At 51.5% G+C, this 20,323-nt stretch carries 19 protein-coding genes; 3 read left to right on the top strand and 16 right to left on the bottom strand.

Annotated features, from left to right (window positions below; translation table 11 throughout):
- The first annotated feature begins 353 nt into the window (after positions 1-353).
- The 3 genes from AB7C91_RS00750 to AB7C91_RS00740 all read left to right on the top strand — a co-directional run bounded on the left by AB7C91_RS00750 (position 354) and on the right by AB7C91_RS00740 (position 2,614).
- Entirely contained in the window at positions 354-1,109 is a 756-nt protein-coding gene (locus tag AB7C91_RS00750) for a FadR/GntR family transcriptional regulator (RefSeq protein WP_332446503.1), read from the top strand.
- Between the two features lie 56 nt (positions 1,110-1,165).
- Positions 1,166-1,948, top strand: a complete 783-nt coding sequence (locus tag AB7C91_RS00745) for an ABC transporter ATP-binding protein (RefSeq protein WP_332446502.1) — start codon at positions 1,166-1,168, stop codon at positions 1,946-1,948.
- 75 nt (positions 1,949-2,023) lie between these two features.
- Positions 2,024-2,614 (top strand): flavodoxin family protein, encoded by a 591-nt coding sequence (locus AB7C91_RS00740; RefSeq protein WP_332446501.1) that lies wholly within the window; start codon positions 2,024-2,026, stop codon positions 2,612-2,614.
- A 38-nt stretch (positions 2,615-2,652) separates the two neighbouring features.
- Here the strand turns inward: AB7C91_RS00740 and AB7C91_RS00735 are convergent, their stop codons facing one another.
- The 16 genes from AB7C91_RS00735 to AB7C91_RS00660 all read right to left on the bottom strand — a co-directional run bounded on the left by AB7C91_RS00735 (position 2,653) and on the right by AB7C91_RS00660 (position 20,252).
- Positions 2,653-3,570, bottom strand: coding sequence for a transcriptional regulator (locus AB7C91_RS00735; protein ID WP_332446500.1), 918 nt, complete (start codon positions 3,568-3,570; stop codon positions 2,653-2,655).
- Positions 3,551-4,264, bottom strand: a complete 714-nt coding sequence (locus tag AB7C91_RS00730) for a metallophosphoesterase (protein WP_332446499.1) — start codon at positions 4,262-4,264, stop codon at positions 3,551-3,553. Before AB7C91_RS00730 ends, AB7C91_RS00735 begins: the two co-directional genes overlap by 20 nt.
- 2 nt (positions 4,265-4,266) lie before the next feature.
- Entirely contained in the window at positions 4,267-4,968 is a 702-nt protein-coding gene (locus AB7C91_RS00725; RefSeq protein WP_332446498.1) for an SDR family NAD(P)-dependent oxidoreductase, read from the bottom strand.
- Complete coding sequence (locus AB7C91_RS00720; protein ID WP_428588476.1) at positions 4,968-5,432, bottom strand: cupin domain-containing protein; 465 nt, start codon at positions 5,430-5,432, stop codon at positions 4,968-4,970. Before AB7C91_RS00720 ends, AB7C91_RS00725 begins: the two co-directional genes overlap by 1 nt.
- Positions 5,429-6,259: a purine-nucleoside phosphorylase gene (locus AB7C91_RS00715; protein ID WP_332446496.1), complete on the bottom strand. Its 831-nt coding sequence runs from the start codon at positions 6,257-6,259 to the stop codon at positions 5,429-5,431. Before AB7C91_RS00715 ends, AB7C91_RS00720 begins: the two co-directional genes overlap by 4 nt.
- 27 nt (positions 6,260-6,286) lie before the next feature.
- On the bottom strand, positions 6,287-7,219 hold the full coding sequence (locus tag AB7C91_RS00710; protein ID WP_332446495.1) for an ABC transporter permease: 933 nt from the start codon (positions 7,217-7,219) through the stop codon (positions 6,287-6,289).
- A 1-nt stretch (position 7,220) separates the two neighbouring features.
- The gene (locus tag AB7C91_RS00705; protein WP_332446494.1) at positions 7,221-8,342 is read right to left on the bottom strand and encodes an ABC transporter permease; all 1,122 of its coding nucleotides are present in this window, start codon (positions 8,340-8,342) and stop codon (positions 7,221-7,223) included.
- Entirely contained in the window at positions 8,339-9,859 is a 1,521-nt protein-coding gene (locus tag AB7C91_RS00700; RefSeq protein ID WP_332446493.1) for an ABC transporter ATP-binding protein, read from the bottom strand. Before AB7C91_RS00700 ends, AB7C91_RS00705 begins: the two co-directional genes overlap by 4 nt.
- 113 nt (positions 9,860-9,972) lie before the next feature.
- Positions 9,973-11,055, bottom strand: a complete 1,083-nt coding sequence (locus AB7C91_RS00695; protein ID WP_428588470.1) for a BMP family lipoprotein — start codon at positions 11,053-11,055, stop codon at positions 9,973-9,975.
- Between the two features lie 274 nt (positions 11,056-11,329).
- Entirely contained in the window at positions 11,330-12,433 is a 1,104-nt protein-coding gene (locus tag AB7C91_RS00690; RefSeq protein ID WP_332446492.1) for a glycoside hydrolase family 88/105 protein, read from the bottom strand.
- A 71-nt stretch (positions 12,434-12,504) separates the two neighbouring features.
- On the bottom strand, positions 12,505-14,082 hold the full coding sequence (locus AB7C91_RS00685; RefSeq protein ID WP_332446491.1) for an extracellular solute-binding protein: 1,578 nt from the start codon (positions 14,080-14,082) through the stop codon (positions 12,505-12,507).
- Between the two features lie 61 nt (positions 14,083-14,143).
- The gene (locus tag AB7C91_RS00680) at positions 14,144-15,058 is read right to left on the bottom strand and encodes a carbohydrate ABC transporter permease (protein WP_332446490.1); all 915 of its coding nucleotides are present in this window, start codon (positions 15,056-15,058) and stop codon (positions 14,144-14,146) included.
- Between the two features lie 10 nt (positions 15,059-15,068).
- Positions 15,069-15,992 carry an ABC transporter permease gene (locus AB7C91_RS00675; protein ID WP_332446489.1) on the bottom strand — a complete coding sequence of 308 codons (924 nt, stop codon included), beginning with the start codon at positions 15,990-15,992 and terminating at the stop codon, positions 15,069-15,071.
- A gap of 140 nt (positions 15,993-16,132) precedes the next feature.
- The gene (locus tag AB7C91_RS00670; protein WP_428588465.1) at positions 16,133-16,678 is read right to left on the bottom strand and encodes a DUF2812 domain-containing protein; all 546 of its coding nucleotides are present in this window, start codon (positions 16,676-16,678) and stop codon (positions 16,133-16,135) included.
- Complete coding sequence (locus tag AB7C91_RS00665) at positions 16,675-16,992, bottom strand: PadR family transcriptional regulator (RefSeq protein ID WP_332446487.1); 318 nt, start codon at positions 16,990-16,992, stop codon at positions 16,675-16,677. Before AB7C91_RS00665 ends, AB7C91_RS00670 begins: the two co-directional genes overlap by 4 nt.
- A gap of 80 nt (positions 16,993-17,072) precedes the next feature.
- Entirely contained in the window at positions 17,073-20,252 is a 3,180-nt protein-coding gene (locus AB7C91_RS00660; RefSeq protein ID WP_332446486.1) for a helix-turn-helix domain-containing protein, read from the bottom strand.
- Positions 20,253-20,323: the final 71 nt, after the last annotated feature.

The following is a 20,323-nucleotide window of genomic DNA, read 5'->3' as shown; positions in this document are numbered from 1 at the left end:
GAACCGTTTCTTTGCAACCAAACCGGCTTCCGAAGGAGTCTTGGAAGGGTTGATCCATTTCAAGGCAGTCAAACCATAAGCTGAAGATTTTTATTCATCCAAGAGGTCCTTTGCTGTGCAGGGGACCTCTTGCTATGCATGTACAAAGAAAGAAAGAAGTGAATAAATCCTATGTCCAAAGTTTTAATTTATTTACTAACTTCTTACAAGAAAACCAACTGATGACATCAATAATACTTTTGATATCCTAGTATTGCAAATAATTACTAAATATTATATATTATTTACATAGTCAAACTTAGTACGTATGACATCTTTAAAATTACGATTCTTCGTTCACATAGGAAAAAGAAATGGAATATGTTTCGCAAACTAAATCAGCAAGAGTCGCTGCCACTTTGGAAGAAATGATCTTGGACAACCGCCTGAAAAGCGGATCCTTCCTTCCTTCCCAGCAGATACTTGCAAACCAATTCAACACATCAAGTAGACCGATTCGCGAAGCCCTCAAGCTTTTGGAAGCAAAAGGCCTGGTTGTTATTTCGCAAGGCAGAAAAGCCCAAGTCCGCAGCAACAGCCTTGACCAGTATGTGGAATCCATTTCCACCAGCATCGTCAACAGCAAAATAAGCCCGGCAAAACTCATGCGCAACCTGATGCAGGTCCGTATCACCGTTGCCACAAGTGCTGCGCGGGGTTTTTCCCGACTGGTCAATCGCGATGATTACCTTGCCCAGCTTTGGAATGCCAGCAACAGGATGGAAGCCGCCGTCCCCCTAATCTACCAGAAGGATGCAAGCGGACTTCTGGATTTCCAGAAAGCGGAAGCCGAGTTCCACAGGACGTTGGTCTTCGCCAATGGCAACCAGATCCTCTCCAGCATCTACGACAATCTCTCACCCCTTCTGGACAGCGTCATGAATACCATCAAATTTACGGCAAACCAGATGGAAAAACGTTCGAAAAATTACTCATACCTTTGTGAGGCGCTCCAGAATGGACAGACCGATTTGGCCGTCGCCTTGGTCTTGGTTACCCTGACCACACTTGAAAGCAAGGTGATGGACCATTATCCTGATGAGAGTGCAGCCCTCGTTTCCTACGCATAATACTTTGTGTTTGGCAAGAATCCTCCACTGTGCTATAGTCCCGGTGGAGGATTTTTATGGCCCAGCGTATCATTCAGCTTGAGCATGCCACCGTCAGAAGGATGGGAAACCCGATCCTCAACGATGTCAGTCTCTCCCTCTACCAAAACGAACATGTTGCAATCATAGGCCCCAATGGAGCGGGAAAAAGTACACTGATGCAGGTCATCAGCGAAGAGATCCATCCTTTGTATTCCGAGCAAACAAAACGCATCCTGTTCGGCAAAGACCGCTGGGAGGTGCTGAGTCTCCGCCAGCATCTGGGCATCGTTTCCCAATCACTGCAATACCTGTGCAATTCCAGTTACAAAGCCTGGGAGATCGCCATTTCGGGGTTCTTCAGTTCCATCGGTCTGGACTTCCACCACCAAGTTACGGAAGAACAAAAACAACAGGTCCAGGTGATCATGGAACGCTACGGGGTCTGGCACCTGAGGGATAAACAGATGAACCGCCTTTCCAGCGGAGAGGCCCGTAGGATCCTGCTTTGCAGGGCCTCCATCCACAATCCGGATGTCATGCTCTTGGATGAAGCGGTCTCTAACCTTGACTTTCCCAGCCGTCATCAGTACCGGTCCACCTTGGAGCAGCTCGACTTGGAAGGGAAAACCATCGTGCTTGCAACCCATGAATTGAGCGAAATCATTCCCGCCATCAACCGTATCGTCGTCATGCAGAATGGACGCATTATCGCCGATGGCCCGAAACACGAGATGCTCACCGAAGAACTGCTTTCCCAGGTGTATGGAACTCGGGTGTTCGTTGACGAACGCGAAGGATTGTACAGCGCCTGGTGCTGAGATTTGTGCTTTTTCCCACGAATTGGGGTTTGTGTAGTATTATTGAAGTAAGAACTACAGAAGCGAGGTCCACACATGAAGCGTTGTTCCATCATCATTCATAGCGTAAGCGGGAATTGCTACATCATCGGCTCCTATCTGAAGGAACTGTTGGCCGCCCGAAATGTCGATGCACGCCTATATCGGGTTGAAGACCCGGACCTGCATATTTGGGCGAACACCCAAGAGACAACCAATGATTTCTATGAAGATATCCTTGCGCTTCCGATCATCGGAACGCCGACATTACTCAAGAGCGACATGATCATCCTGGGGAGCCCCACCAGATTCGGCAACATATCAGCGGAAATGAAGACCTTCCTTGACACGACACTTCCCTTGAGCAAGGACAAAAGCTTGGAAACAAAGTTTTTCGCCTGTTTCACCAGTTGCTCAAACTCCACCTGCGAGGGAGCCCATACCCTGACGGCCATGATCTACTGGGCACAGTCGATGGGAATGCTCCACATCCCTTTCGGTGTCCATGATGAACTCGATTATTGCGACCAACCGGTAAGCGGCATCGTCCATCTGGCGGGCAAGGAGGGCGCGATCAGACCGAGTGATCGCCTGGGCAAAGAGATGGAGGCCTACGCCGATATCCTGAGTGCCTACATCCAGGAATGAATCAACGAGGGGAAGTGCAGCATGCACTTCCCCTTCTCTTATTCTTTGGAAAAGAAATTCCGCAACCGGTTGAGCCAGCGTTCCATCCTGCCTTTCCCATAGCGGATCTTGTAGTCGTTGGCTGCACTTTCGATGCTTACCTCCTGACTGCCGCTCATATGTTTCAAGTTGTCCCAATGGCGGACAATCCACATGTACAGGTCCGCCTCGGTGTTACCGGGAAACGAAGCGAGCAGCTTGGAACGACGCACCTCCTCGATGATCGGATGATATACCTTCTCGTACCAAGATCGTGCCCCTTCCTCAAAACTCAACTCCTCGTCCTTGCCTTCATTGAGATAGTACTTGTGGACCAAAATATGGTTCACCATCTCCGGATACGAACCTGGAGAAGTGAAGATGATCTCGTCCATCGGCAGATAGGCCGGATGGTACTGGGCCAGGAAACGCTCCCGTTCATACTCAATGACCCGTCGCCGCAGCTGTTTCATCGTCAAGCCTGCTTCAAGCGGAATCTGGCTGTCCAGCTCCACCACCTCCGCATCGATGAACTCCACACCCTGGGTTTTCGCCACCGAAACCCGATGGTTTCCATCCCGGACAAAATACCACTGCCCCAACTTGTACACCGAGATCGGCGGCAGGATCACATATTCCTTCGTTGCCCGGTCTATACTCCGCCAACGGCTACGCAACAGTTCCTTCTTTGGATAAAATGCCATGGAGAAATCCTGGTAACGCCCCTCACTGCCGATGATCTGCTTGACCGGAATCGTGCGCATCCCCAAATAGGTTTCATTCTTTGGTTTGAGCAACTCCGTGACTGCATAAAAACTCAAGAGATCGGAATTCTTCCAAGCCAGACTGCTGAGCAACGACTGCATTCTCCCACGTGAACGCGCCTTCTCAAAGTCCTCATTCGTCTGGGAGAACAAATCAGCGCCGAGTTTTCCCATGAGCTCCCCCCTTCCCCAACAACGGGTCCTGCAGTATATAACTTTGGAAGACGTTAATCACCTGGGTCTGCTTGAATACATACTGTCGATTGGCATTCATATCATGCAAATGAATATGCCCATGCAGCAGATATCGGGGCTTGAACCATTGCATGAAGGTCAGGAAGGTGGAAAATCCTTGGTGGCACCGATCTGTATCATCCCCCAGCCCCAAGGGGGCTGCATGGGTTACCAGGATATCAACATACCGACCATGCACCAATCTATTGAAAAGCAGGCGCGGTGTCATCCTGAGCATCCGCCAGTACATCTCCCGTTCAGTGAATTGGTGTTTACCTTTATTATAACGCATCGACCCACCCAGACCTGCTACGATCAGGTCCAGCTTTCGGTTATACAGCACCTTCCCATCCACATAGTCACCGCCGAAAGCAGGCAACACCTGCATCTTCCCGTCGGTATACCCATATTGCATAATCGGTTGTGCATTTGATGTGAATTGGTAGAGAAATTCCAGATTATGATTGCCGAATACGAAGAACAAGGGTTTGTTCAAACAGGAAATGATGAATTCATAATACTTAAGGGGAAGATCACCGGCGGCAATGATAGCATCAACATCGGCATACCGTGACGCGATATTCTTTGAATAAACCAACGGATCGGATTCATCGGCAATGCACAAGAGTTTCATAGTCACCCCATCAGATATCCGCAGTCGATGGTGATCACCTCTGCGGTCATCGCTTTGCACCGGGTAAGAAAGCCTACCGCAGAAGCCACCTCAGCCGGATCGACCAGACGTTTGAGCAAGGCCCTGTTCTCGTATGCGGACCGAATTGGGTTGTGTTCATCCAGATAAGGGGCCTTGAGCAATCCCGGGGCTACTGCATTAACCCGAACTTCCGGAGCCAATTCCTTCGCCAAACTTCTGGTGAAGGAAAGAACGGCCCCTTTGGAGGCATCATAGTGCGCAGTTCCCCCGAAGCCGGGATGCAGGGCATTGATGCTGGCAATATTGATGATGCAACCCCGGCTCTGCCGCAGCAACGGCAACGCTTGCTTGGTCAAACGGAACATTCCAGTGACGTTGATATCGAAAATCCGTTCCCATTCCTCGATTGCCAGCTCAGATGGGGCGTGCACGCTGAACAATCCGCTGTTGTTCACCAGCACATCCAGATTCTCGATCACACAAAAGGCCTGTTCAATATCACGTTGATCCTGAACATCCAAATGCAAGGGGCGCAGGGAGGGTCCAAGTTGCGATGCAACATATTCAGCCTTTTCTTTAGAAGCGGAATATCCACAGTAGACGATTGCACCCTCATGTACAAATTGGGTGCAAATCTCTTTGCCCAAGGTACTGGTACCACCGCTGACCAAAACGGTTTGCATCACGCCTCCTCTCCAAGAAATTCAGACAATCGGGGACATCCGGGGTAGAGGTCGATGAGATCCTTGGTCCCCTGCCGATATCCCCCATCTTCATAAGGAGGGCACATGGTGGTCGCACACAAAGCCCATCCCTCCGGCTTCAGCAGCTTGGTTGCCTGCCAGCACCCGCCGCCTACCACTGTAATCGTAGGCTTGCCGGCACTTGCATGCCCCAGTACCGTCAGGCTATGGCTGCCATCAGGGTGAAGCACCAATTGCTCGATATCCGATCCTTCCAGAAAATACCAAACCTCATCGGTAAGCAGATAATGCAAGGAAGAGAAGGACTGCTCGGTGATCAAATAATAAATGGAACTTCCCAGGGCATGCTCTCCATCACAGAAGGTATGCACCCTGCGAAAGTATCCACCTTCCCCTGCAAGCGGTTCCAGGCCCAACTGTGCAATCAAGACTTCCGGTTTCATACAGGCCAATGCTGGGTAACGCTGCGCACCAAGGTGGTGAAGGCTTCCTTCACCCGATCACCTGTCTCCATTACTTCCTTATGGTTCAGCGGCTGGTCGAGTATTCCTGCAGCCATATTGGTGATGCAGCTGATACCCAACACCTTCATCCGCATATGACTGGCGGCGATAGCCTCGGGAACGGTTGACATACCCACAGCATCGGCTCCCAGGGCCCGGGCGGCCCTGATTTCTGCAGGAGTCTCGTAGGAAGGCCCGGCGAAATACATATAGGTCCCTTCCTGCAGGGACAAGCCAAGACGCTCTGCTTCCAGCCGAGCCAACGCGGAAAGCTCCTTGTTGTAGGCACTGGTCATATCGAAGAAACGTTCACCCAGTTCCTCATAATTCGGCCCACGCATCGGGCTGTCAGCGATCAGCTTGATATGATCGGTGATCAACATCAGGTCCCCAGGCTGGTAGGAGGTATTCACACCTCCGGCTGCATTGGTGACCAAAAGCTGCTCAATACCGAGGGCATGCATCACCTGGATGGGAAATACCACCTGATCCATTCCATACCCTTCATAGTAATGGAAGCGGCCTTGCATGCACATGACCCGCTTGCCTTCCAGCATGCCGACCACCAACCGACCCTTATGGCCGAAGACCGTCGAGACAGGGAAGAAGGGGATGTCCTTGTAGGAGATCGCCACCGCGTCCTCCAGTTCATCGGCCAATCCTCCCAGTCCGCTGCCGAGTATCATACCGATGGCAACCGGTTCGTTTCCGATCCGTGAGGTGATATACATTGCAGCTTCCTGCATCTTATCCATGAGATTTTCCATGCGTTCCTCCATTGATGAGCGTAGGCTCTAGAACGGTTCTCCCGAAGCTTTCGGCGCCGCCGAATTCTTTGAGAAAAGCACCAAGGCCAGCAACGTGGCCACATAGGGGAATATCTTGAAATATACCGGAGGTATGACTTTCAAGGACGGGATGACCTGACTTACGTTTGCGATCGTGGTTGCAATACCGAAGAAAAACGTTGCTCCCAGGATCCCCAGGGGTTTCCATTGTCCGAATATCAATGCGGCGATGGCCAAGAATCCCAAACCGGCGACCGTACCGTTGAATTCCCCTGAGTAGGTGATCAAGATGACCGAACCGCCCAAACCAGCCAAAGCGCCACTCATGACCACGCCGAAATAGCGCATTTTATGGACGTTCACACCAGCTGATGCAACGGCGGATGGATGCTCACCGCAAGCCCGCAGACGCAAACCGAAGCTGGTCTTGTACAGCAGGACCCAGGAAAGAGCCCAGATGGCAAGACAAAGCCATGTCGTCCAGTAGGTTTGGCTGAAGAACAACGGGCCGAGGATCGGGATATGGGAAAGACCGGGAACATTCTTGCGGACAATGCCCATCAGGATGCGGACGTTTCCGCTTCCGCTGATGGTTCTGGCGAGATATACCGTCAAGGCGGAAGCAAGCATATTGATTGCAGTACCACTGATGACCTGATCAGCCTTGAGGTTGATCGAGGCAAAGGCATGCAGAAGACTGAATACCGCTCCTGCAACAACAGCAGCCAGCAACCCCAGTGGCAAAGCGTTCACCCCCAAAGCAGCCTGCGTCATTTTGATCGTAATGGCACTGGCGAAATATCCGACGAGCATCAAACCTTCCAATCCAAGGTTGGTGACACCGCTCCGTTCACTGTACAAGCCTCCCAAGGAGGTCATCAACAGCGGAATCGTGTAGGCTATGGCATACGGGAAAATACTGACCAAAGTTCCCCACATATTACTGTTCCTCCTTCTGCTCGGCAGCCGTGTTCCGGCTGGCTCTGTTTCGTTGCCGCTCATATCGATGCTTGAGTATGGCATCCCAGAATCGCTTGAACAGTACACTGGTGGCGGTGAAGTAGATGATGACCGAAATGATGGTATCGGCAATCTCGGGAGGAACACTCGTCATGGCATTCATGAACCCTTTTCCTGATTGCAGCACGCCGAAGAACAAGGAGCTGAACAGTACCCCAAGCGGGTTGCTGGCACCCAACAAGGCGACGGCGATCCCGTCGAATCCTTGGGACGGCATGACGCCGATCTGCATGTTCCTCGAATATCCGGTGTAGAACGTTAGGCCGGCAAGCCCGGCAAGCGCTCCTGCTATCATCATGGAAATGACCACATTCCGATTCACCTTGATCCCCGCATACTCGGCGCAGAACCGGTTGGCTCCCACTGCTTTCAGACCGAATCCGAGGGTGGTCTTATCCAGAATGAGTTTGATCACGATGACGGACAGAATGGCTATGAAAAAGCCAAGGTTCATATAGGAATCATTGAATAGATGCGTCAACCAAGGCGTCCTGAGTGACTGGGAAACTGCAATACTTGCGCTTTCGGTCTCCAAGGACGGTCCTTTGAGATATGCTGGAACGATGTAGTAGATCGACCAATAGGCGATCCAGTTCATCATGATGGTAGCCACAACCTCATGCACGTTGAACTTGGCTTTCAAGAAGCCGGGGATTACCCCCCAAAGTGCTCCACCCAGCAATGCGCTGCCGATCAAGACAACCAGAAACAACGGACGAGGGAGGAACACCTTGTGTGCGACCAATGTTGCACACAGCCCTCCGATCAACATCTGCCCGGAGGCTCCGATATTGAACAATCCCGTCTTGAAGGCGAAGGCCACCGAGAGCCCCACGAGCATCAACGTGGTGGCGGTAGCCAAGGTATTGCCGATACGCTCGATGTTCATCAAGCCGCCCCGGAACAGATACCAGAACCCCATGAAGGGGTTGTTGCCGATGGAAGCCATCAGAACAGCTCCTGCTATCAGCCCCAGGACCACCGCACTGACGGCAACCAAAAAGGCATTGCTATGTAAATCACGAGTCTTCATGGTCTTCATCGATCACCATCCTTGCGCTTCACTCCCGCCATCATCAGACCGACTTCTTCCTCATTGGTCTCGCTGGTCTTTACCACATCAATCAACTCTCCGCTGTTCATGACGGCGATACGATCCGAGAGATTGAAGATCTCATCCAACTCAAAAGAAACCAAGAGGACGGCATGTCCTTTGTCCCGGTGAGCCACCAACTGGGAGTGGATGTACTCGATGGCACCGACATCCAGACCGCGTGTCGGTTGGACGGCGATCAACAACTGGGGAGATCCTACGACCTCGCGTCCTACGATCAACTTCTGTTGGTTTCCCCCTGACAGCTTCCCTGCCAACGAATAGATCCCCTCGCCGCTTCGGACATCGAACTGCTCGACGACCTTTTGGGCATATTCAGTCAAATACTGGGCGTTGAGGATTCCATTCTTGCTGAACGGACTATGGTAGAACTCCTTTACCGCCACATTGTTGAACAAGGAGGAGGAGAGCACCAACCCTCGCTTCTGCCGGTCCTCGGGAATATGGCCCAGACCGATCTCATTGCGTCTTCTGATATCGGCATGCGTTATGTCATTCCCATCAAGAATGATCGTGCCGCCCTCGACACCCCGCAACCCGGTAATGGCCTCGATCAGTTCAGTCTGCCCATTGCCGTCGACCCCGGCGATTCCTACGATCTCCCCGGCCTTCACGAACAAAGAAAAATCCTTCACCCCAAGGACTTTCTTGTTGTTCATGACCCGAAGGTCATGGATATCCAGGATCACCCTGCCTACTTGGGCAGGTTTCTTGTCGACCTTGAAGTTGACCGGTCGGCCCACCATCATGGACGCCATCTTGGATGCGGAAGTGGTCTGGACATCAACCACTCCGATCAATTTCCCTCGACGGATGATCGTACAACGGTCTGCAACCGCTTTGATTTCATTCAATTTGTGGGTGATGAGAATCACCGATTTCCCTTCAGCTACAAGATTACGCATGATCTGCATCAAATCATCGATCTCCTGCGGCGTCAGCACTGCGGTAGGTTCATCGAAAATGAGAATTTCCGCATCACGGTAGAGCATTTTTAGAATCTCCACCCGTTGTTGCATTCCTACCGTTATATCCTCAATGACCATATCCGGATCAATATTCAACCCATATTTTTCCGAGAGGGTCTTGATCTTCTTGGAGGCGCTTTTGCGGTCGAGGAAGAAATGGCCTTCCTTTCCAAGAATGATATTTTCCGTAACCGTAAAATTATGAACCAACTGGAAGTGTTGGTGCACCATTCCGATACCCAGATCATTGGCATCGTTGGGACTATGGATATGCACTTCCTTTCCCCTGACCTTGATCTGCCCTTTGTCTGCATGATACAGGCCGAAGAGAATACTCATCAGGGTGGACTTTCCTGCACCGTTCTCACCGAGGATGGCGTGGATTTCCCCCTGTTCCACTTGCAAGGTGACATCATCGTTTGCGACGATACCGGGAAACTCCTTGCGAATGTTCAACATTTCAATAACATGACTCATCGGTGAACTCCCTATGAGGACACGCTAGGCGTGTACTTTGATGGTAGCCGTAAGTAGCACAGAAGGGCCACCGATACATGGTGGCCCTTGATGATACAGCATCAAGCAAGTGTTTACTTGAACAGACCGTCGCCGGCTGCAACGACCTTGATTTCCCCACTCTTCATCTTTGCGAACACCTTGGTAACTTCATCGGTCACCGCCTTGTCGAGGTTGGGGTTCTCCACCGGGATACCGACGCCATCATTGGCTGCGGTGAAGGTAAGAATCTTTCCGGCAGGGAAGGAACCATTGAGTTCAGCCTGGATCATGTCATAGGAGGCACGGTCGAGGTACTTCATGGCACTGGTGAGAATGATTGACTTGCCATTGGGCATGAGGCCTTCAGGATACTGGTTTACGTCAACACCGATGACCCATACTTTCTGACCGGCTGCTGCACGGTTCTTGGCTTCGTTGATGACACCGACACCGACACCACCGGCAGCGGCGAAAATAACATCGACGCCACGGTCATACATGGAAGCAGCAATCTGCTGGCCTGCACTGACATTGTCAAATGATCCCTGGTAGAGGTTGTTTTCCTGCTTCATGACAATCTTGGTACCGAAGTTTGCATTTGCATACTTGACACCCTGTTGGAAGCCCCAGTTGAACTTCTGGACAGCGGGAATCTCCATTCCACCGACGAAACCGAAATCGCCTTCCTTGATCTGCAAGGCAGCGGCGAAACCGGCGAGGAAGCCGGACTCATGCTCGGCATAATAGACAGCAACTACGTTCGGCTCGATCCTGAACACCGAGTAGTCGGCGCTGTGCGGTTCCCCATCGAGAATGACGAACTTTACCTTGGGATATTTGTCCTGAGCAGCAAAGAGAGCCGACTCGAACTTGAAACCGGGGAGTACGACGAAGTTGTAACCTGCATCAACGAGGTTACCGATTTCCTTAAGGTAATCAGCTTCGGTGGTCCCGGAGGGCTTGAGATACTTGACGTCCAGACCGTAGTCCTTACTCGCTCTCAAGATACCTTCCCATGTTCCTTGGTTGAAGGATTTATCATCAATCGTACCAGAATCGGTAACCATTCCGACGCGCAAATTGCTCTTCTTCGCAGCGCCTTCCTGGGTGCCCTGGGCAAACGCCATTGTTCCGAGCAACAGGAAGATACAAAGCACAACAGTCAGTTTCTTCATTCCATTCTCTCCTATTTTGTGTTATTTCACAAAGAGTCTGTGTGCATTCATTCTACATTCACCCTGTAGCCTTGTCAAACAAAGAAATTATCAAACACAGAATGACGTTCCTTACAAACTATTATAAAATCGTACTTTATGACACAAACGACCATGATGGCCCCAAGTAATATTTCTTGTCTACCATCCCAGACTGCCCAAATCATCTGCAAGCGAAGGCAACAAAAAACCCCCGACTATACAGCAAGGGGTTCTTGGAGCACAAAACCGGGGATCATCGGGGTATTTGTTCGGCTTCCAAGCACGCCAGAATGAAGGGTCCCACTCCTTTGAAATCATCCTCCACGACAGGTTCATAGAAGTAGTACTGTAATGATCCATCACGATAGGGATTGCCTCCGAGCCCTGCAACACTGCAGATCCCTCCAAGATGCAGATGCCCTTTTGCATCCTTTCGCAGATAGGTGCTCTTGATGCCCTCGATCGCCTTAAGCGCCTGTACTCGATACTGCATATTGTCGGCAACTTGGGTACGGACTGCTTTCAGCAGGCTGAATGCATACATGGCGGTACAGGAAGTCTCCAGATAGTTGCCCTGCTCTGCAGCCTTGTCCACCACCTGATACCACATACCCCCCGCATGCTGGAACAAAAGCAGTGCATCAAGTACCGTACAGAGGATACGTCCCAACTCATCCCGCTTCGGATGGGCGGCAGGAAGGTAATCGAGGATATCCAGAATGGCCATGCAGTACCAACCGATCGCCCTCCCCCAGAAGTGGGGGGAAAGCCCGGTTTCAAGGTCAGACCATCGTTGGCCGCGTGATTCATCATAGGCATGGTAGAGCAATCCGGTTTTCGGATCGCGCAACAGCTGGAATACCGTGATCACCTGTTGCACAATGTCATCAAATCCGGAAACATCCCCGCTGAGCCTGCAGTATTGGGCATTGAACGGTCCTTGCATGTACACCCCGTCCAACCAAATCTGCCATGGATAGATTTCCTTGTGCCAGAATACCCCTGAGAGCGTCCTGGGTTGGCTTTGCAATTGTTGCTTGAGCAGCTTAGCTGCGAGCAGAAACCGCTGTTCCTTAGTCTGGTCATACAGGGCAAAGAGATTCCTGCCCGCATTAATCTGGTCCAGATTGTATTCCCCCATACGATAGGTGGAAATGTGACCATCCTGGGAGATCATCGGATCATACATCGAGTATGCCCATTGAGCCATTTGCGGCAAGTCATACACTTGGGCGACCAGCAAACAGCTGTGGATCACCAGCCCATGCTCGTAATGCCAACGCATCTGAGAGGGCTTGTATCGTGCGACTACGCTTTCGGCCATTGCCAATGAGAGGTGTTCACCCCAGTCCATCATGCTATACATCCTATTATCTGAATCAAACCGGCCATCCTGCAAGAGATGGCCGGAATTGTTGGCAGTACCTGCTAGTTGAGCAGGTTGTTCTCCTTGGCAAAGGCTACGCCCTTGTCATTCCATTCCTGGCCGCCGAGTTTCTTGAACTCGTCGAGCCACTTGTTCCAGTTGTCTTTGGTAAGGGTCCGTTTGCCGGTGATGAACTCACTCAGACCTTGTTCATAGAAACGCTTCAGGTCGGCATTGGGAATCGGCAGCGTATCCGAACCGATGGAGGGAGTCCACTGCTTGGTCTGCATGGTACGCATGACTTCAAGGGCGGACATCTGTTTCTTGCTGGTAGCGGTGGTATATTTCGGATACCGGGCATACAGCTCGATGTCACCATTGTAGAATACCATGTTGCGCAGCTGGGTAACCGTCTGACCGCCGGGAGCACTGAAGGCCAGATCAGGATTGGGCAGGTTCGCCGCAACGGGAACGCCATTGGCATCCTTGGTGTAGTTCACCCCTTCGACGCCCCAACCAAGCAGATAGTACCCCTCATCGGAAGCCATCCATTCCATCAGCTGGGCAATTTTGTCTTTCTTGCCTTCCTTGGCGGCCTTGGCGCTGATGGCATAAATGCGGAAGTTTGCCGTATACGGACCGATGGAAGCCTTTCCGGTCGGGCCCTTCGGAGGATCGATGACAATCCACTGGCCGTTGGGGAAGTTCTTGTCAAACGGTGCATAGTTTGCTTCGGCAGCGAATGCGGCATTCTGTTCACGCATAATGCCGAACCGGCCCTGCTTCCATGCTGCACGGAAGTCGTCCTTTTTATAGGCAAGCCAGTTGGGGTCGATGACCCCTTCGTCGACCATCTGCTTCAGATACGCCATGGCATCATAGAATTCCGGCTTGAGCACGACCAACCCAGCACCCGCAGCAGTCATATCCCATGTTCCATCGGCTCCGAAGGCTCCGAAAATCGGTTCGAGACGGCGGCCGGGCCATGCCTCGAAGTTGTTGATCTCCTGGAACGCACCATATCCGTAGGTGTCATCCTTTCCGTTTCCGTCCGGATCCTTGAAGGTGAAAGCACGCATGACATTCATCAGTTCATCAGTGGTCGTAGGCACCTTCAATCCAAGCTTGTCCAACCAGTCCTTGCGGATCAGAAGTCCCTCATTCTTGATGATGGAACCGGGATCGGCAAGGCCATATGACTTCCCGCTGAATTTTGCATGGTTCTGGCTGACTGCATCATAGTGGTTTGCCGTTCTGATCGGCATCTTTGCATACATGTCGTCAACCGGGGCAACCAAGCCCTGGGGAACCAAACGGGTCAGGACATCGCGGCGAACCATGAACAGGTCAGGCAGATTGTTGGCAGCAGCGGCTGCTTGGATCTTCACATCCTGATCGCTTTCATTGGAAGGAAGCGCCGTCAGCTTGAGGTCGATGTTCAACTTGTCCTTGATGATCTGAAATCCAACCCAGTCGGACGGCGGAGGTCCGGCTTCAGTGATGGCAGCGCCATACCATAATTCGATGGTCGTAGGACCGGCGGCCTTCGCCGGCTCAGAAGTTCCCTGGCTGAAAACCGGCAGGGAGACAAGAGAAAGCAACGCGATCAATGCGATGCATACAGATACCTGTCTTTTCATAACAAATCCTCCTTAGGAATTACCGATACCGAATATGTACGAATCATACCGGGAAGCAGGTTCAGCCTTTGACGCTTCCCAGCAGAGTCCCCTTGGTGAAATACTTCTGGATGAACGGATAGGCAATGACCATCGGGATGGCGCTCATGAATACCGAAGCGGCTTTGATGGCTGCAATCGGAGCATCACCGAAGGCATTCACTTCCACATATTCGTTCATGCCACTGGCCATCAGAATATTGCGCAGCAGAATTGGAAGCGGTTGCAGCTGGTTGCTGTTGAGGTAGAGCATTGCATGGAAGAAGTCGTTCCAGAAAGCGACTCCATAGAACAAACCGATGGTCATGATGATGGCTTTCGAGAGCGGCAGGATGATCAAAAGCAACACCTGGATCTCCGAAGCCCCATCTATCCGTGCAGATTCCTTCAACTCATTGGGAATACCCTCGAAGAAGGAACGCATGATCAAGCAATTGTAGGTACTGACAGCTCCGGGAAGAAAAACCGCAACCAACTTGTCGATCAGACCGAGATTGGTGACCAACAGGTAAGTGGGGATCATTCCGACATTGAATACGTAGGGAATGATGATCAACAAATTCAGGTATCGTCTTCCCGGCAAACTCGGTATGGAAAGGACATAGGCCAGCGGGATGGTCAGCAACAAAGCGGTTGCCACGCCTCCGATCAAAATCTTGATGCTGTTGGAGAAGGCAAGAATGAAACCCGCATTACCCAACAATGCCTTGTAGGCGGAACCGGACCATTTCCAAGGTACAAGGAACATTCCTTCGAGATTGTTTCCGATATAATCATTCGGACGGAACGACAAGGTGATCGTGCTCCAAAGCGGGACGGCGATGATCACCAGCAATGCCACCAAAAATATATCCACCAGAAGGTTGAAACCATGGTCTGCAGCAGTCGGCTTGACTGCGACCGAGGTATAACGACTTGCTCTCTTTTGCGCTTTCATGCCCGTCCTCCTAGTACAACGAGTTGCCGCCGAAGCGTTTGACCAATCGGTTGGAAGCAAGGATCAGGAACATGCCGATAACCCCCTTGAACAAACCGACGGCGGTGGCAAGCCCAAACTGGAATTCCAGCAGGCCTTGACGGTAGACCCAGGTATCGATGATGTCGGCAACCGAGAGCACCGGTGTCGAGTAAAGCATGAAAATCTGATTGAATCCTGCATCCAGAATGGTCCCGAGACGAAGTAACACCACGATGACTATCACAGGACGTATGGAAGGCAGGGTGATGTACCGGACCCGTTGCCAGGAATTCGCCCCTTCCACCAGTGCAGCCTCGAACAGCGAAGGATCGATACCCATCAACGCCGCGATGAATATGATGGCACTCCATCCTATTTCCTTCCAGGCATCGCTGAAAATGACGATCCAGGGGAACGCACTGGTATTGGTAAGGAAATCAAGCCCTTTTCCTCCGAAGGCTTTGATGATGTCGTTGAGGATGCCATCCCCTGGGGCGAGCAAAGCCAACAGGATTCCATACATGATGACCCAGGAAAGAAAGTGGGGAAGATAGGCAAGCGTCTGCACCACCTTGCGCAAATGCGGGCGGTTGCTTTCATACAGGGCGATCGCCAGTACAATAGCCAAAGGAAGGCTGAACACCAGCTTCCCGATACTGTACATCAGGGTATTGCGAAGCAATTCCACAAAATAATACGATTTGATGAATGTCCTGAAATGTTGCAGCCCGATCCAACGACTGCCAAGCACCCCATCCAAAGCCATGTAATCCTTGAATGCAATCTGTCCATTGAAGATGGGGACATATTTGAATGTTATGTAATAGACAAGGGGAATCACCAACAGTGCATAGACCGATCTATGTCGCTTGATTTCCCTCATCAGTTGCTTGCTGCCAGTTTTTCCTACCATACACACTCCATCCTCGCTTTTTCAGCATAGGGCAAGTAGAAGGGTATTATGCAGGGAGGCTCTTGCACTTTTCCGACATTTTTAGCGAAAGTTTTCCCCAAGAGCTGGGCATTGAGCACGCATTCACTGCATACCATAGCCTATGTTCGATGTTTCAATGTATGATATTGCACGGCAAACCGGATGATGATGGAAATGTACAGGACGAGCAACACCAGGTAGAGGAAAAACAAAACATGGTTGAAATGCGAACCGGAGAAGCTGCCTTGCAGGATGGTTTGCGGGAGAATGACCAACAGAAACAGGATGAGCAGCGGTATCATCCGGCCTTTGAACACACGGTCGATGAAGTCGAGACGGGACGAATCATCACTGAAAATTTCCTCTTCACCTTGCATCGTCGCCATACTCTTTCTGACATAGCTGTATCCCATGAAGTCGAACAGATACTCCCATCCACAATCCTTGAACATCTGCACATAGGAGGCTTGGGATCCGAGCCCCTCCTTGTGGTAATCCAGTTGATAGACCACATCCTCCGGTTCACACGCCTCAAACAGATAGAAACCGGGAAAGGTAAGATGCACCAGCTTCCAACCGTTGTTATGTCGCTCGCGCAGGTACTCCTGTTCCTTTTCATACTCGACAATGGTAAAAATCCTGAACTCCCGTTTCCGATCTTTCATACCTGTACCTCCCTCATGGTCCGATAGAGTCGAGCAATCCGCTCCTTCTCCTTCTCTAGGACTTCATTTCCCAATTCGGTGATCACGTAGATTTTCCGTTTCTCCTCTTCCCTGATGAAACGAATCAATCCATCCTTCTCCATTTTGGAAAGACTGCCGTACATGGTGCCCGGACTGAGCAACACTTCCCCACCCGTCAGGGCCTTCACTTTCTGCACGACGCTGTACCCGTGCATTTCCTGTTGAAGGCAAAGGAGAATGTAGAAACCGGTTTCGGTCATCGGGATATAGACTTTCCTGATATGGGCATCCATACAACCACCTTATATCGAAGCGCTATACATCGCACTGCGATATATTAGATCGACGATACGACTCTGTCAAGCTGAAACGCTTACCTCTCGTTTGTACGAATTTTGGTGGGAGCCATGCCTTTGATCTTCCTGAACACCCGACAGAAATAGGCTTGGTCCTGAAAACCGGTCTGGCTCGCAACTTCGTTGATCGTGAGGGTGGTCTGTCTGAGCAGCGCCGTAGCCAGGCAGATGCGGTGTCGGTTCAGATAGTCCCATGGGGACAATCCCAATTCCTTACGGAAGATGCGGGTCAGATAATCTTCGCTGACATTGATCGCTTCTGCCAATTGCCATCGGGAAATCTGTCCGGTAGCATGTTCCCCAAGATAGGAGACCGCCCGCTTTACCAATGCTCCCGTCAACGGGGGAAGCACTTCCTGGCGCACCAACAACGATACCAATCTGGCCAGAAACTCACTGCTGTCCATCACACAGCGATGGGCGATGACCAAGCGGGGGATCAAACTCACCTGCTCTGCCTCATCCATGGTCCAGCGGTCACGGATCAGGACAATCGGCGAGGCAATGTGCTTGCGTACTTCCTCAAACAACTGGGGTGAAAACACATCGCTGATAAGCAAGCCGACCGGTTGCGAGCGACAGATTGTCACAAGCTCGGCAGGGGTGCATTCCACCACCTTATCCCCCATACCCAGGGTTTGGGCAATATGGACGTCCACTCCTCCGGTGATGACCAGAACGCCTTTGGAACGTTGCCCGACCAGAGAGGAAGTCAAAGCTGCACCCAGATTCTCATACCCCTGGGGCGCATGGAAACAAACAAAAGGAGCCTTTGCCAGACGGGGGTGCTGCATCAATTGATTCAAAAGAATCTGCAATTCACTGGTCTGTCTGCTTCCATCCCATCCCAGAACCCCTCCCTCGAGTGAAGACAGATGCTGGGTATCCAACGTGGAAGCCTTCACAAACTGCATAGGGAACGTGGGTGCAAACAAGGAGGGAATTGAATCTTCCTGATCGGAAGCAAGATAGTACAATACCATTGTAGAAGCGGTTTGACTTTCCCCTTCAAGAGCGGGCCAGGGAAGACGAAGCAGAATACTGTTCTCCTTGAGGAAGACCAACCCACCGCTCATCAGGACGATACGCTGGGCCAACGAGAGGCTTGGATCCTGTTTCCCCAAGGATGCCTGCCAGGTCGAGCGTGAAGAGGAAAAGGCAAACAACACTCCCTCGGCTTGGAATTGCACGTCCAAGCAAACCTCTTCCGCTTCTTTCCGTATATGGTCGTAGACGATATGGAAGGCTTGGATCAGACGGTGGTCATCCCCGTAGAGCATCGGCAAACGGTCAGGTCCACTGGTTTTTGTCCTCAGGCCATCAAGCAGGATTCGAGCGTTGAACAGCTTCTTTTCCAATTCCAACTCTCCACTATGGGAAAGCGTCAGATCCAACAGATGGGTAGCCGCCTGCAATTGCTGCTGCATGGAATCCCGAAGCGATCCTTCACTCTGGTTCGCCAAAGCCAGCAAGGCTTCCAAAGGAGATCGCAAACTTTCATTGACATTGGCGAGAAATTCGGTTCGTGACCGCTGGGCACGTTCAGCTTCCTCCCTTGCCCGATTGGCGGCCTCCAGAAGAAACGCACCCTTGACCGCAGAACTCAATGCGGTTCTCAATTCCTCCATGACACTGCCGCTGAACAAGGTGGTCTGCACCATCACATATCCCAGCGGCTGATTATCCATGAAAAGCGGCTCGATTACATAGACACCCGCTTCCAAATTCTCCTGCAAAGCAGAAGGAAGCAATCGTTGTTTGGGAAAACGTTGCTGGCCTTCATCCATCCCCTTCTCATCATATCCACCTATGAAGAGGCTGTTCTTGTCGTCTTCATGCAGTACCAGATAGCCTGACTTGATTCCCAAACCCTTGAGATGCTGTTCCAGCAAGCTTGGTATCGAGGAGAGGCTGCGTACGGTCAGCAGGTCGCACTTCAATGCATTGAGCCGTTTCGCCTGCATCGAGAGGGCATAGGCGTGCTCATGGGCTACCAGATCCCGTTGCCGGAGGAAAAGATCACGGATCTGATTGGCCCGGGTTGCTTTGAATTGGTCGGAGGCAAAGAAGGTACAATACCAATGCAAAGCCTCGGAGAGCAGGTTGGGATCGCCGCCACGGTCAAGAAAGCGGTAGGAAAGCTGTTCGACCATGGAATAATACCGGGCATCGTCCCAGTTCTCCGATCCAAACAAAAGCGAATCCCGTTCACTGCTTTCCGACTCATCCAAACCGAAATTCTGTATGATCCAGGCACGGAACGACGAACTCGTCCCCACTACCTGGCGGGCTTGCTCCTCGGAACCCAAGGAATAGGCGCATCCGCACGAACGCCGGATCACCGGCATGGAAGGAAGCAGGATGTCAAACACCGAGGAAGACTCCTCTTCCAGAAGGTTTCCCAGCAGGGTGAAGGACATCTGGGCAAGTTCTGCTACGGGAAGCCGGGCCGTGGTACAAGGCACCTTCAACAAATGACTTTCACTGCTGTCGTTGTATCCGAGTATCCGTACGTCCTCCGGAATGCGATACCCCTTCTCCTCAAGTCGTTTTCCTGCATCAAACATCATCATGTCACTACTGCAGGAAAGAGTATCAAAATCCTTACCGGGGATCAGGGAACGTTCCTCCATCAGCTGATCCAAGGCTTTTGCTCCTTCAGTCCAGGGGAACGGGTCACTGATAAGCCGGGGATCGAACATAAGGCCGGTCTGATCCAAGGTATCACAATAGGCACGATATCGGTCTTGCGCTGAATCATGATTCTCCGGCCCGCGAATGAAGGCGATTCTTTTTGCATGGTGCTTGGTGATGCAATGCAAGAGGATGCTCTGTATGCCTGCATATGCATCGAAGGAGACGGCAGGGCTTCCTTCCCGTTTCATCCCGATGGTCACACACGCAAGTGGAGCCATATCGGCAAGGAACTCCTTGACCTCCTCTATACGCACCGACCCCCCGAGTGTCGATGCCCAGGTGATGGCACCCTGCAGGTTCTCCGTATTCACCAAGGGATAGATTGCATTGCGAAGGTATTCCTGGGTTTCCTTGCATTCCAGCCTCCCTCCGGGAAAGACAAACAAGGCACGTCCGGATTGCTGGGCGAGTCGCGCAATTTCCGACCAGAGCCCGTTCGAGGCTCCAGTATGAATGGAAGCAAGGACCAGCCCAATTCTATCCGGGTGTTGCGCAGCCACAATTCAACTCCTTCACAAACTGTCTTACTATACCATAGGTTCTTCTTGCTTGACAGTCCAACAAGGAGAAG

Origin of the sequence: Sphaerochaeta sp., from assembly GCF_050256055.1 — a bacterium.
GTDB lineage: Bacteria > Spirochaetota > Spirochaetia > Sphaerochaetales > Sphaerochaetaceae > Sphaerochaeta.
This window is presented reverse-complemented; position numbering and strand designations above follow the sequence as displayed.

Bases quoted from the DNA above. Each gene is read 5' to 3' on its own strand.
- AB7C91_RS00750 (WP_332446503.1), top strand. From the start codon at position 354: ATGGAATATGTTTCGCAAACTAAATCAGCAAGAGTCGCTGCCACTTTG.
- AB7C91_RS00745 (WP_332446502.1), top strand. From the start codon at position 1,166: ATGGCCCAGCGTATCATTCAGCTTGAGCATGCCACCGTCAGAAGGATG.
- AB7C91_RS00740 (WP_332446501.1), top strand. From the start codon at position 2,024: ATGAAGCGTTGTTCCATCATCATTCATAGCGTAAGCGGGAATTGCTAC.
- AB7C91_RS00735 (WP_332446500.1), bottom strand. From the start codon at position 3,570: ATGGGAAAACTCGGCGCTGATTTGTTCTCCCAGACGAATGAGGACTTT.
- AB7C91_RS00730 (WP_332446499.1), bottom strand. From the start codon at position 4,264: ATGAAACTCTTGTGCATTGCCGATGAATCCGATCCGTTGGTTTATTCA.
- AB7C91_RS00725 (WP_332446498.1), bottom strand. From the start codon at position 4,968: ATGCAAACCGTTTTGGTCAGCGGTGGTACCAGTACCTTGGGCAAAGAG.
- AB7C91_RS00720 (WP_428588476.1), bottom strand. From the start codon at position 5,432: ATGAAACCGGAAGTCTTGATTGCACAGTTGGGCCTGGAACCGCTTGCA.
- AB7C91_RS00715 (WP_332446496.1), bottom strand. From the start codon at position 6,259: ATGGAAAATCTCATGGATAAGATGCAGGAAGCTGCAATGTATATCACC.
- AB7C91_RS00710 (WP_332446495.1), bottom strand. From the start codon at position 7,219: ATGTGGGGAACTTTGGTCAGTATTTTCCCGTATGCCATAGCCTACACG.
- AB7C91_RS00705 (WP_332446494.1), bottom strand. From the start codon at position 8,342: ATGAAGACCATGAAGACTCGTGATTTACATAGCAATGCCTTTTTGGTT.
- AB7C91_RS00700 (WP_332446493.1), bottom strand. From the start codon at position 9,859: ATGAGTCATGTTATTGAAATGTTGAACATTCGCAAGGAGTTTCCCGGT.
- AB7C91_RS00695 (WP_428588470.1), bottom strand. From the start codon at position 11,055: ATGAAGAAACTGACTGTTGTGCTTTGTATCTTCCTGTTGCTCGGAACA.
- AB7C91_RS00690 (WP_332446492.1), bottom strand. From the start codon at position 12,433: ATGATGGACTGGGGTGAACACCTCTCATTGGCAATGGCCGAAAGCGTA.
- AB7C91_RS00685 (WP_332446491.1), bottom strand. From the start codon at position 14,082: ATGAAAAGACAGGTATCTGTATGCATCGCATTGATCGCGTTGCTTTCT.
- AB7C91_RS00680 (WP_332446490.1), bottom strand. From the start codon at position 15,058: ATGAAAGCGCAAAAGAGAGCAAGTCGTTATACCTCGGTCGCAGTCAAG.
- AB7C91_RS00675 (WP_332446489.1), bottom strand. From the start codon at position 15,992: ATGGTAGGAAAAACTGGCAGCAAGCAACTGATGAGGGAAATCAAGCGA.
- AB7C91_RS00670 (WP_428588465.1), bottom strand. From the start codon at position 16,678: ATGAAAGATCGGAAACGGGAGTTCAGGATTTTTACCATTGTCGAGTAT.
- AB7C91_RS00665 (WP_332446487.1), bottom strand. From the start codon at position 16,992: ATGGATGCCCATATCAGGAAAGTCTATATCCCGATGACCGAAACCGGT.